The organism is Embleya sp. NPDC001921 (assembly GCF_053594475.1).
On record NZ_JBSFEO010000006.1, the window covers coordinates 15,537 to 27,979 of the forward strand.

Consider the following 12,443-nt stretch of genomic DNA (forward strand, 5'->3'; position numbering starts at 1 on the left):
CTTTCGGGGTGGATGCCCGGGGACGGTCACGCATCACAATTCCACGAGCACCGCACCGATGTGTCGTCCCTCCAGCAGTTCGCACAACGCCCGGGGCGCCTGATCGATGCCGGAGAGCCGGACGTGCGGGAAGGCGATGGTTCCCGCGCGCAGTCCGCGCCCGAACTCGCGCATTCCCTCGGGGATCGCGTCCAGGTGATCGATGCCCGCCATGCCGCGCAGGGTGATCCCGCGCAGGATGAGCGAGCCGGTGTCCACCTCGACGGGAGCGGAGAACCCGCCGCCGAGTTGGCCGGAGAGCGCGCCGACCAGGCCGACGCGGGCACCGCGATTGGCCACCGCCAGGGCCGCCGTCAGTTGCTCGCCGCCCACGTTGTCGAATACCGCGTCCAACCCCTCGGGAGCCGCTTCGCGCAACTGCTCCTCGATCGGGGCGCCGCCCCGGATCACCGCCGCGTCGTACCCCAACTCCTTGATCAGGTAGTCGGCCTTGCTCCGCGAGCCGGTACTGCCGATCACCCGTCGCGCCCCGCGCAGCCGCGCGAACTGCCCGGCCATCGTCCCGACCCCGCCCGCCGCGCCGGTCACGAACACCGTGTCCCCGTCCCGCACTTCGGCACCCCGCACGACGCCGAGCCAGCCGGTCATCGCCTGCGACAGATGCGCGGCCGCGTCGGGCAGCAGCTCGGGGTCGACGGGCCGGGCCTCGCCGATGTCGACGGCCGCGTACTCGCGCCAGCCCCGCATGTGCGTCACGAGATCGCCGGCCGCCAACTCGCCGCCGCCGGGTGCCGCGACCACCTCCCCGAGGGCGGGCCCCCACATCGGCTCGCCCAACTCGGCCGCCGGGACGGGCAGATCGTCGCCGCCCTCCACCAGCGTCCGCATCACCGCGACCACGCTCATCAGCCGATTGCGCACCAGCACCTGCCCGGCCCCCACCTCGGGGACCGGAACCCGGACCAGCTCGAAGTCGTCGGCCGTGAGCGCCCCGTCCGGCCTGGCTCGCAACCACACCTCGCGCTGCTCGGCGGGGACGGCAGGGACGGTGGAAGCAGGGGGGACAGTGGAAACGTCGCCGGTCATCACGACTCCTGGGATCCGAGGATTGGGTCGCGACGACCGTAGAACTTGACGCATACGTCAAGTTCAAGCCCTGCCGCGGAATTCGCCTCCGGTTCGGTCCACCCGGGCCTCCCCCACTCGCCGCGTGATGCCGGGCGTCGTCGAATCGGGGTGACTGATCCGGACCGTCCTCGGCACGACCGTATCCACGCCCCGAAACGCGTGGGCGCCCGTCCCGACGCGGTCGTGCCCACCTTCGCGCGTACCGGCAACATGGCCGCGGCCACGCTCCCCCTGCAACTCGCCCTCGCCACCGAACAAGGCCGTCTGCACCCGGGCATGAAGATCGCACTGTTCGGTCTGGCCGGCGGCGGCATCATGCTCATCGACTGGACAGCCCCGAGGACGAGCACTCTCTGGGCCGTGCATCAAGCGGCCACCCACGGCCCGTGCCGACGCACCTCGCTGCCGGACCCGGCTCAGCCGGGGCTACGAGATCCCGCATCGGTGACGGGCACGCGCCCCGACCGATCCGAAGACTCCCCGTCGGCGCGACGGCACACGAACGCTTGGCTTACCCGAGTGATCATGATTCGACACGATTTGTATGAGTTGTTCACTGGTGATGCGATTCGTGCGCGAGGCGTCATGATCGCCGAAGGAGCGTGCGCACGGGCGGTGGTTCGGCGCGCCGCGGGTGGCGGGGTGGGCCCGTCCACTGCGACGGGAGGCTGTGCGTGGGTGACGCGATCGGTCGAGTCCTCAGTCCCGCGATCGGTGTGGCGATCAGTCCGATGCCGCTGATCGCGATCGTGCTGATGCTGGCCACGCCGAAGGGCCGGGCCAACGGGATCGCGTTCGCGCTCGGCTGGATCGTGGCTCTGGCCGCGGCGATCACCGCGCTGGTCGCGGTGGGCGCCGGTGGCGGCGCCGACGACGACGGGACGCCCGCGAGGTGGGTGTCGTGGGTCGAACTCGGCGTCGGCGTGCTGTTCCTGCTGCTGGCCGCCAAACAGTGGCACGGTCGGCCCCGCGGTGACGCTCGGGAACTCCCGGGATGGATGCGGACGATCGACCGGTTCACCCCCGCCAAGTCCGCCGGTCTCGCGTTCGCCCTGGCGGTGGTCAATCCGAAGAACCTCGCCCTGGTGATCACCGCGGGGGTGTCGATCGCCGGCGCGACGTCCGACACCGACGCCCGTGTGGTCGCGGGCGCGGTGTTCGTCGCCCTGGGCTCGCTGTGCGCCGTCGTCCCGCTCGCGGTGTACCTGGTCGGCGGGAACAGGGCCACCACCACCCTCGACGCGTGGAAGACGTGGATGGCCGAGCACAACGCGGCGATCATGGCCGTCCTGCTCCTGGTCCTGGGCGCCAAGTCGGTCGGCGACGCCGTCGGCGGCCTCACCGGCTGAACATCCCGCGCAGACGGAGAACGGCACCGCCTCCCGCCGCGATTCGACGCCGATCGGAGACACCCGTGAGCCCGCGCCCACCGGCCGCACCCCGCAGCGAACGCGCGCGTCGCGCGTGGCCGGTGCTGTCCTGGCTGCCCGGCTACCGCCGCGCGCACCTGGGCAAGGACACGATCGGCGCGCTGACCGCGTGGGCGCTGATCGTGCCCGAGTGCGTCGCCTACGCGCAGATCGCCGGGGTGCCGCCGCAGAACGCCTTCTACGCGGCGCCCGTCGCGCTGATCGCCTACGCGGTCTTCGGGTCGTCGCGGTTCCTGGTCGTGGGCGCGACGTCCGCCGCGGCGGTGCTGTCCGCCGCCACCGTGGCGGACGTCTCGGGCGACCCGAAGGTCGCCGTCGCCCTGTCCGCCGCACTGGCGATGCTCGCCGGGGGGATCCTGGTGGTGGCCGGGCTCGCGCGGCTCGGCTTCATCGCCGACTTCCTGTCCGAACCGGCCCTGGTCGGCTTCCTGTTCGGCATGGCGCTGACCATCATCGTGCGCCAGTGCGCCAAGATCCTGGGGATCCCCGGCGGCGACGGGAACTTCTTCGCCCGCACCTGGCACCTCCTCGCCCACGTCGACGACTGGCACCGGGCAACGATCGCCGTCGGCGCGGCGGCGCTCGCCGCGCTGTTCGCCCTGGAGCGCCTGCTGCCGCGCGTGCCGGCGTCGCTGGTGGTCCTGGCGGCGGGAATCGCGGTCTCGGCGGCGTTCTCGTTGGACGAGCACGGCGTCGAGACCGTCGGAAAGATCCCCGGCGCCGTGCCGGTCCCCGGGTGGCCCGACATCCCGGCGAACGACTGGATCGCCCTGATCGGCGGCGCGTTCGGCCTGGCCCTGGTGGTGTTCGCCGAGAGCTACTCGATCTCCGGGCGGTTCGCCCGCGAACACGACGACACCGTCGACGCCAACCGCGAGATGCTCGCCATGGGCGCCTCCAACGTCGCGGCCGGCCTGTTCAAGGGCTTCGCCGTGTCCGGCAGCGCCTCCCGCTCCGCCGCGGCCGAGGCCTCCGGCGCGACGAGCCAGATGGTCTCCGTCGTCGCCGCCGCCTTCGTCCTGGTCACCGGCGCGTTCCTCACCCCGCTGTTCACCGACCTGCCCGAACCCGTCCTGGGCGCCATCGTCATCGTCGCCGTCCGCAGCTTCCTCAAAGTCGGCGAACTGCGCCGCTATCTGCGACTGGACAAGCCCAACTTCGCCATCGCCGCCGCCGCCCTGTTCGGCGTGCTGCTGTTCGACCTGCTGCCCGGGCTGCTCATCGCCGCCGGGCTGTCGCTGATCATGTTCATCGCCTACGCCTCCCGGCCCCGCACCGCCGTGCTGGGCCTGGTCGCCGACACCGGGCTGTACGGCGACGTCGAGGACCGACCGGGCGCGAGCACCACTCCCGGGCTGTTGATCATCCGCCCCGACGGCCAACTCTTCTTCGGCAACGCCGCCCGCCTCAAACTCGCCGTCCTCGAACACGCGGCGCACACCGACCCCGCCCCCGATACCGTCGTCCTCAACCTCGTCTCCAGCTACGGCCTGGGCATCCCCGTCCTGGACACCCTCGAGGAACTGCGGGTCGAACTCGCCCACCGCGACTGCCTCCTGCGCCTGGCCCGGGTCCACCCCCCGACCGCCCACCGCCTCGCCGACAGCCCACTGGGCAGGGCGCTGGGCCCCGACCACATCCACCCCGGCGTCGCCGACGCCGTCCGGGCACGACACACCCAGCACTGACCACGACCGCCGAGCCCGCCCCGAGGGTCGCCGCGACGACGGGGACGGCGAGCACGGCGCCCAAGACTCCCGGCACGGCTCCCCCGGCAACCACGCACGCGTGCGGACGCACCGACGCGGCGGGCTTCCGCGATGGTGCGTCCGCGCGGGCGGCGCCGCCTGTGGTCGTCAGGGTGTGACGATGGCGAACTCGGGGTCGGATGTGTCGAGCAGGGCCGCCAGGCGGGCGAACACCTGCGGATCGCCCTCGACGTGCACGCCGTCCAGGCCCTGTCCGGCCAGGACGCCCAGCAGTTGCGGTCTGGTCAGGGTCAACGTCAGGTCGGCGGCGGGCGTCGCCGTGCCGTCGCGCTGCGTGTCGCCGGCGGCGGTGCTGCGATGGGTCAGCGCGCCGTTGGACAACAGCAGGTGCCAGGAGCGCTTCTCGTCGGTCACGTGCCAGGTCATGGAGAGCTTCTCGTCCCACGCGCGCGGCCCGTCGACGCGCACGGCGAGGGCATCGATGAGCATGTCGACGGTCAACGCCATCGCCATCTCCGGGTTGGTCGTCTCGATCGCGGTGTGCGCGACGCTGCCGCGCAACTCCTGCGCGCCCATCAGGTAGAAGTTGCGCCACGTCCCGTTCTCCGCGCCGTGCCCGAGCCTCTCGAACACGCCCGCCAAGGCCTCCCTCGCCGCCGCGTCGTCGGGGGCGGCGAACACCGCGTGCCCCAGCAGGGTGGCGGCGAACCTCAGGTCGCCGGCCTGCGCGTACTGCCGGCCCTTGGCCACCAAGGCGTCCACGCCGCCGTAGTCGGCGGCGAACCGCTTCGCCTGCTCGACCGGCGGATGCTCCCACAGGTGTGCCGGGTTGCCGTCGAACCAGCCCATGTAGCGCTGGTAGATCGCCTTGACGTTGTGGCTGAGCGAACCGTAGTAGCCCCGGTTGGCCCACAGGTCCGCGATCCGCGGCGGCAGTTCCAACTCCTCGGCGATCTCCGCGCCGGTCAGGCCCCGGTTGGTCAGCCGCAGCGTCTGGTCGTGCAGGTACGCCCACATGTCGCGCTGCCCCGCCAGGTGCTCCACGATGCGGTCCCGGCCCCATGTGGGCCAGTGGTGCGACGCGAACGCGACGTCCGCCCGGTCGCCGAACAGCGCGATGGCTTCGTCGAGGTAGTGCGCCCAGATCCGGGTGTCCCGCACCACCGCGCCGCGCAGGGTCAGGATGTTGTGCATGTTGTGCGTGGCGTTCTCCGCCATGCACAACGCCCGCCGATCGGGGAAGAGGAAGTTCATCTCCGACGGCGCCTCGGTGTCCGGCGTCATCTGGAAGACGATCCGCACTCCGTCGACCGTCTCCTCCTGGCCGGTGCGGGTGATGTCCACGGTCGGCGGGATCATCGTGATGGTGCCCGTGGACGTGGTCATCCCCAGGCCGCAGCCGATCTGCCCGGCGGGGCCCTTGGCCAGCTCCACGCCGTACATGTACACCGCGCGGCGGGTCATCGCCCCACCCGCGTACACGTTCTCCGCGACCGCGTGCTCCAGGAACCCGGCCGGCGCCAGGATCGGCACCGGCGGGTGTCCGTGCGGCAGCACACCCCGCGCGCCGCCGAAGTGGTCGCCGTGCGAGTGCGTGTAGATCAGCCCGGTCACCGGCCGATCGCCCCGGTGCTCGCGGTACAACGCCAACGCCGCCGCGGCGGTCTCCGCCGAGATCAGCGGATCGATCACGACCACCCCGGTGTCGCCCTCGACCAGCGTCATGTTCGACAGGTCCAGGTTGCGGACCTGGTAGATGCCGTCGGTCACCTCGAACAGGCCCTGCTTGTTGCACAGCCGGGACTGCCGCCACAGGCTCGGATGCGCGGTGTCGGGGCAGTCGCCGTCCAGGAACGCGTACGCCTCCCCGTCCCACACCACCCGGCCGTCGTCCGCACGCACCATCGCCGGCTTCAGCGCCGCGACGAACCCCCGCTCCACGTCGTCGAAATCCGACCTGTCCGCGTAATCGAGAACACTCATGGACCCCGAATGACCCGATTGGCAGAGAATTACACTCGACCTGCGCACGACACCACGTCCGCCGCACGGCAGGCGTGCCGAGCCGACCCCGGCACCCACCGAGGGGCCCGTGCCGGATGCGGCACGGCCCCTCGCGTTCTTGCGGCGTGGATCAGTCGGGAAGGCGGTCGAGGAGCCAGGTGCACAACTCGGCGGTGACCTTGGTGTGGCGCTCGTTGTCCGAGGCGCATGCGAAGTCGTCGACGGCGACCTGGTCACGGTCGAGTGCGTCGATGTTCGTGTAGAGGTCGTCGTGGGTGTCGAGGCCGCGGTCCGCGGCGATGGCGCTGACGGTGGGAACGAAGCAGTGCTCGGTGACGGGGTTGGCGACGCCGAGGCCGATGACCTTGTTCAGCGCGTCGGCGAGGATTTCGAAGCTCTCCAGGGTGCCGCCGGGGGCGCCGTCGATGTCGGGCAGTCCCTCGGCGCGGGCCTCGTTCTTCTGCGGGGTGAGCACCCGCAGCGTGGCGGAGAGGGTGTCGGCTCCGGTGGGCGTGGTGCGCAGGTCGGTTCCGATGATGGCCAGGCCCTTGCCCTTGACGGCGGTGGTGCCGGGCGTGATGCCGTTGCCGGCGCCGGTGGCGACGCCGTTGGCCAGGGCGAGCTTCAGCGGGATCCGCGGCCAGGTACCGACCCGCTCCAGTTCGTCGAGGAACCGGGTGCGCAGTGGGTCGACTTCGGGCTTGGCGGACCAGTTCTCGATGTGCCGCCACAATAGTTGCCGTGCGGCGGGGCTGTTCATCTGGTCGGAGAAGCGGGGGTCGAGTCTGCGGATGTAGTGGGCGAACGCCTGGAGCGAGAGCGGGATGTGGGCGCCGTTGTGCGGGCTGTCGTAGGAGAAGTAGACGCCGGTGCGGTGGTCGATGTGCTCGGACTCCATCTTGGCGAGCGCGTAGCGGGTGACCAGGCCGCCCATGCTGAAGCCGCCGACGGTGAGCCGAGTGTCGCCCACCCGGTCGGCGTTCGTCCGCATGATCGCCGCGACGGCCGCTTCGGCGTTGTCGAGGATCGAGGCGCTGCGTTCGGCGAAGCCGAGCAGGATCACGTCGCGGCCCCGGCGGCGCATTTCGGTGATCAGCGGGAAGTCGCCGCTCTCCAGCCCGGCCCACAGGAATTCGAGCGTGCTGGGTCCGGTGTTGAAGCCGTCCGCCAGGATCACCGGCCGGACGATGCCGTGGTTGCCCTCGCCGCGGTACACCCAGGCGCTGCCGCGGGGCAGGTCCCAGATCTCGTCCGGCTCGGGAGGCGCCTGGTGCGGGAGTACGTGTGGGGCGGCGGCGAGCACGATCGGCGCAGCCGTCGCGAAAGCGGCGGAGATGTCTTGTTCGGTGGGTTCGGACATGCGTGTTTCCTTTGACCTGGACGGGAGTTCGGGACGCCCGACGCCGGGGGCGCGGGCCCGGACCCATCCTCGGCCAAACAACCGGTGCGGTGTCGAGACCCGGCGGTGAAGGTCACCCACGCGGGTGACGGCCGAGTGGCCCCCCGGAGGGGGCGATCCGCTCGGCGGCGATCCGAGCGCGTTCGGCACGGCGGGTCGAAGGCTTTGTGTGTGGCGGATCAGGATGGAGGGGTGGCGTGCCCGGTCGTGGCGGCTGCGGTGTCGACGAGTTCGAGCAGGGTGCCGGTGAACTCGGGGAGCAGCCGCACCGCGACCACCCACGCGTCGGTGTGGTCGAGTCGGGCGCGGACGCGGCGGATCAGCTCCCGGGCCGCGGGGTCGCGAAGGAAGTCGGGTGTCCGTGCCGCGTGTTCCGTGATGATGCGAACCGCCTGCGGCGCCGGCGTGCACGCGGTCGCCGCCACGTCCAGCACCGTGAGCGCGCCGGAGGCCAGGCGTTGCGCCGTCCATGTGCCCAACGTCCCGAGCGAGGCAAGGCTGTGCAGCACCGCGGTTTGGAACTCGGTCGGGCAGTCGGGGTGGTCCAGGAGGCTTCGGGTCAGGTCGCCGTCGAACGGCCGCTCGGCCTGTGCTCGCAGGAGCTCCGGCCAGGGAAGGTCCTCGTCCCGGAACGGGAGCACCACGCCGACGGCCTCGCGCAGTTCCGCGATCACCGCCTCGGGACGCGCCGCGTCGTCGGCCGCCGCGCGCAGCAGGTCGAGTCCCGCTTCGGGTCCGGCGGCCAGTGCCCGCCGAGCCGCCGCTCGCACCCGGGCCGGCCACGTCTCGGTTCCGGTCCGACCACGCAGCGGCGGAGGGCTCGTCGCCTCCAGCAGTTCCCGTACGTCGTGCGGCCCACCGTATTCCCACAGCCGCACCAGCATCGCCAGGCGCGGCGCCGCGGTCCGCCCGGCCGCGTGCGCGGGGAGGTGCCGCAGCATCAGCGGATGCCCCGACCGCCGGGCGGCCGCGATCCGGTCGAGGAGCTGGTCCGGTGGCGGCTCCCGGTCCCAGGTGGCGACGCTTTCGGAGACCGGGACGGCGCGCGGGCGGCCGTGCCGGTCGGTACCGGAGGCAATGCGCACGCGTTGGGCCCGGGTGAGCCGGGCGCGGGCGTACAACCGGGCGTTGATCTCGGGGTCGTCGCGGTCCAGCAGCTTCGAAGTCTCCTCCGGCGACAGGTCCGTCGTATACGTCGCCATCGCCAGGGCGGCGGCGCGGCCGTGCTCGGCGAGGATCGCGGCCCGCGACGCCGCGTTCACGCCGCCGGGCATGCAGAGCAGTTCCAGGGCCCGGGGCGGCAACCTCGGGATCAGCGCGCTTTGTACGTTCGCCTCGGTGCACATGAACAGGATCCGGAAGGCCGACTCGACGGGGTTCGCCGAGTGGGGCGCGCCCGCGAACGTGGTGTTGTGGCGTTCGGGGACCTGTCCGGTGACCGCCGAATCGACGAACCGCCTTGCGGTACCCCGGAACCAGGCCCTTCCGGTGAGGATCGCGGTCCACGCGGCGATATCCGTGCCCAGGCACGCGGCAAGGCGCGCCACGGCGCCGCGCACGCCGGGTACGGCCAAGGGAAGAGCGGCGAACACACCGGTCGCCGGGGCGACCGAGTCCAGTACCTCGTCCGGGTCGTACCGGCCTTCCGCCAGGCCGCGCGACAGCAGCGGCTCCCACACGACGCCGATCGACGTGCCGGTCTCGAACGCGGTGATCCATTCCAGGGGGACGACGTCCGGCGCGACGGCCAGGACCCGGTACGGCTCTTCGCGGTACGCCTCGGCGGCCAGGTCCGCCGGGCATCCCGCACGCGTGGTCAGTGCCGCCAGGCCCATGCCCGTGAACGGGCGGCGCGCGTGTTCGGCCAGGATCAGGTCCCACGGCAGCGGTTCGTCGGGGACCGATGCGAATTCGGTCCACGCGTAGACCGCGAAATCGGCGTTCCAGTCTTCGTCGTCGTCGTTCGCGTACCGGTCCTCCTTCGGCGCCCGCCGGTCCAGATGGCGCAACCCGAGCAGCAGCAGGTGCGCGGCGAATGTGGCATCGTCGAGCGGCGGCGGGGCCGGAGCCGCTTCGCGCCGTTCACCGGACGTGCCGCGGACAACGGTGAGCGGCGCGGCCGGTTCCGCCAAAGCCGCGAACCGCTCGTCGGCACCGGACTCCGCCAACCGGCGCCTCGCGTCGAGCCGTACGGCGGGGGTCGGATCGTCGCCGAACACCTGGAGCGCGCGGGCGATCGGTTCGGGGAACGGGCCACGCAGCGCCGGGACGAGGCGGACGTCGGCCCGGGTATCCGAGAGTCGTTCGACCAGGCCGCCGGGCTGGTACCAACGCGGATCGGCCGGATCCGCCGCGGCCAGCACCGCGGACCTGACGCGGAGCGCGGCCAGTGTCCGGTTCCGGGTCTCGGCCCGAGCGGCCTCGGCACGGGCGCGGGTGTCGGCCGGGCTCGCCCCGGGTGCGGTCGCGTATCGCCCGGGCGACTCGGCTTCCGACGGGTGGTCGGCCAGGTACAGCCGCACCGCCAACTCCGGCCAACCCAGCGTCGCGAGCGCGACCGCGACGTCCGCCGTCAGCGCGGTCCCGCGCGCGAGGGCGTTGCGGGCGAGGGCCGCGTGGGTCTCGGGGCCGGCGCTCGCCAGTAGGCGCCGGACGAGCTCCGGCGGCAGATCCCGTGCCCGGGCGAGGGCGTCCAGGACCGGTTCGCGCAACCGCAGCGCGAGGTCCGCCACCCGCGCCGGATCACACAGCATCAAGGCGGCGCTCACTCCGGCAGCCCCATCGGACATGTTCACGCGCACCATCCTCCGCCACACCCCACGCCGCAACCATCGACGTGCCCGACCGGCCCTCCGGCGGGTCGGCCCGAACCGCCCATGCGGCGACGGGTGATCGCGCCCGTGAACGCCGACAGGGCGGCGGACGCCGACGCGGGGTCGGAGTGCGCCGCCCTGGGGTGGGACGAGGTGCGGGAGGCGGCCCGCGCTGTCATGACCGCTACCTCGGGTCGCGGTTGAACTTCGAGGTCGACCAGAGGTAGCCGAGGATGGTCAGGCCCAGGCACCAGGCGATGGCGAGCCATCCGTTGTGGCCGATCTCGGTGCCCAGCAGCAGGCCGCGCAGGGTCTCGATGGCCGGGGTGAACGGCTGGTACTCGGCGATCGGTTGGAACCAGCCCGGCATCGTGTCGGCCGGGATGAAGGCGCTGGAGAAGAGCGGCAGCAGGATCAGCGGCAGCGCGTTGTTGCCGGCCGCCTCGGCGTTCGGGCTGACCAGGCCCATTCCGACCGCGATCCAGGTGAGTGCCAGGGCGAACAGCGCGAGCAGGCCGAACGCTGCCGACCACTCCAGGGCGGTCGCGTCCGTGGACCGGAAGCCGATGGCCACGGCGACGGCGCCGACGAGGACCACACCGACGATCGACTGCAGCACGCTGCCGACGACGTGCCCGATGAGCACCGACGGGCGGTGGATCGCCATCGTGCGGAAGCGGGCGATGATGCCCTCGCTCATGTCGGTGGAGACCGACACCGCGGTCCCGACCGTGGCGCCGCCGATGGTCATCATCAGGATGCCCGGGACGATGTAGGCGATGTACTCGGAGCGGTCCGCGCCGGCGCCGCCGATGCCGGCGCTCATCACGTCGCCGAAGATGTAGACGAAGAGCAGCAGCAGCATGATCGGCGTGAGCAGCAGGTTCAGGGTGAGGGACGGGTAGCGCCGCGCGTGCAGGAGGTTGCGGCGCAGCATGGTGTTCGAGTCGCGTACGGCGAGGGAGAAGGCGCTCATCGGACGGCTTCCTTCAGGACGGCGGGTGCCGCGGCGTCGGGTGCGGGGGCGGTGGGGTGGCCGGTCAGGGCGAAGAAGACGTCGTCGAGGTCGGGGGTGTGCACGGTGAGTTCGTCCGCCTCCACGGCGGAGGCGTCCAGCCGGTCGAGGATGGCTCGCAGCTCGCGTGAGCTGCCGTCGCTGGGTATCTGCAGCGACAGGGTTTCCTCGTCGCGCACGACCTCGTGCAGGGCGGCGGCGGCATGCTCGTACGCACGCTGTTCGACGAAGCGGAGTCGGACGTGCCCGCCGGGGACGAGCCGCTTGAGTTCCGCGGCGGTTCCCTCGGCGGCGATCTTCCCGTCGTCGAGGACCGCGATCCGGTCCGCGAGTTCGTCTGCTTCCTCCAGATACTGCGTGGTGAGGAAGACGGTGACGCCGTCGGAGACGAGTTCGCGGATGATCTGCCACATGTTGTGGCGGGAGCGAGGGTCCAGGCCGGTGGTCGGTTCGTCGAGGAAGATGATCCGCGGGCTGCCGACCAGCGTCATCGCCAGGTCCAGGCGGCGCTTCATGCCGCCGGAGTAGGTGGAGGCGGGCTTCCTCGCGGCCTCGGTGAGGTCGAAGCGCTCCAGCAACTCGGCGGCGACCCGGCGTCCCTCGCGCTTGGACAGGTGGTGCAGGTCCGCCATGAGGAGCATGTTCTCCTCGCCGGTGATCAGCCCGTCGACGGCGGAGAACTGCCCCGTCACGCCGATCGCGGCCCGTACCGCCTGCGGGTCGGTGGCCAAGTCGTGCCCGCCGACCCGCAGTTCGCCGGAGGCCGGGTCGGCGGAGACGAGGGTGGAGAGGATCTTCACGGCGGTGGTCTTGCCGGTGCCGTTGGGGCCGAGCAGGGCGAAGATCGTTCCTTCGGGGACCGTGATGTCGACGCCGTCGAGCACGGTCTTGTCGCCGTAGGACTTGCGCAGCCCGTTCGCGGCGATGGCCGGGTTGGTCATGGGT

General features: G+C 71.9%; 9 protein-coding genes. 3 read left to right on the forward strand and 6 right to left on the reverse strand.

All coding sequences use genetic code 11. The features are described 5' to 3' along the window. Positions 1-33: 33 nt before the first annotated feature. A complete protein-coding gene (locus ACWCPW_RS08720) occupies positions 34-1,086 on the reverse strand; it encodes an MDR family NADP-dependent oxidoreductase (RefSeq protein ID WP_449760834.1) in 1,053 nt (350 codons plus the stop codon). 201 nt (positions 1,087-1,287) lie between these two features. On the opposite strand from ACWCPW_RS08720, the gene ACWCPW_RS08725 reads away from it, so the two are divergent. From ACWCPW_RS08725 to ACWCPW_RS08735, 3 genes are all read left to right on the forward strand, one after another. Then, the gene (locus ACWCPW_RS08725) at positions 1,288-1,869 is read left to right on the forward strand and encodes a 3-oxoacyl-[acyl-carrier-protein] synthase III C-terminal domain-containing protein (RefSeq protein ID WP_449761104.1); all 582 of its coding nucleotides are present in this window, start codon (positions 1,288-1,290) and stop codon (positions 1,867-1,869) included. Further along, positions 1,803-2,477, forward strand: coding sequence for a GAP family protein (locus tag ACWCPW_RS08730; RefSeq protein ID WP_449760835.1), 675 nt, complete (start codon positions 1,803-1,805; stop codon positions 2,475-2,477). Before ACWCPW_RS08725 ends, ACWCPW_RS08730 begins: the two co-directional genes overlap by 67 nt. Before the next feature lie 65 nt (positions 2,478-2,542). Beyond that, positions 2,543-4,246 (forward strand): SulP family inorganic anion transporter, encoded by a 1,704-nt coding sequence (locus tag ACWCPW_RS08735; RefSeq protein WP_449760836.1) that lies wholly within the window; start codon positions 2,543-2,545, stop codon positions 4,244-4,246. A gap of 168 nt (positions 4,247-4,414) precedes the next feature. Here ACWCPW_RS08735 and ACWCPW_RS08740 read toward each other — a convergent pair whose 3' ends face one another. The 5 genes from ACWCPW_RS08740 to ACWCPW_RS08760 form a co-directional block, all read right to left on the reverse strand. Continuing rightward, positions 4,415-6,250 carry an alkyl/aryl-sulfatase gene (locus ACWCPW_RS08740; protein WP_449760837.1) on the reverse strand — a complete coding sequence of 612 codons (1,836 nt, stop codon included), beginning with the start codon at positions 6,248-6,250 and terminating at the stop codon, positions 4,415-4,417. 151 nt (positions 6,251-6,401) lie between these two features. After that, on the reverse strand, positions 6,402-7,631 hold the full coding sequence (locus ACWCPW_RS08745) for a lipase family alpha/beta hydrolase (RefSeq protein WP_449760838.1): 1,230 nt from the start codon (positions 7,629-7,631) through the stop codon (positions 6,402-6,404). 218 nt (positions 7,632-7,849) lie between these two features. Next, positions 7,850-10,465 (reverse strand): hypothetical protein, encoded by a 2,616-nt coding sequence (locus ACWCPW_RS08750; RefSeq protein ID WP_449760839.1) that lies wholly within the window; start codon positions 10,463-10,465, stop codon positions 7,850-7,852. Positions 10,466-10,667: 202 nt separating this feature from the next. Beyond that, positions 10,668-11,459 (reverse strand): ABC transporter permease, encoded by a 792-nt coding sequence (locus ACWCPW_RS08755; protein ID WP_449760840.1) that lies wholly within the window; start codon positions 11,457-11,459, stop codon positions 10,668-10,670. After that, positions 11,456-12,439, reverse strand: coding sequence for an ATP-binding cassette domain-containing protein (locus ACWCPW_RS08760; RefSeq protein ID WP_449760841.1), 984 nt, complete (start codon positions 12,437-12,439; stop codon positions 11,456-11,458). Before ACWCPW_RS08760 ends, ACWCPW_RS08755 begins: the two co-directional genes overlap by 4 nt. Positions 12,440-12,443 lie beyond the last annotated feature (4 nt).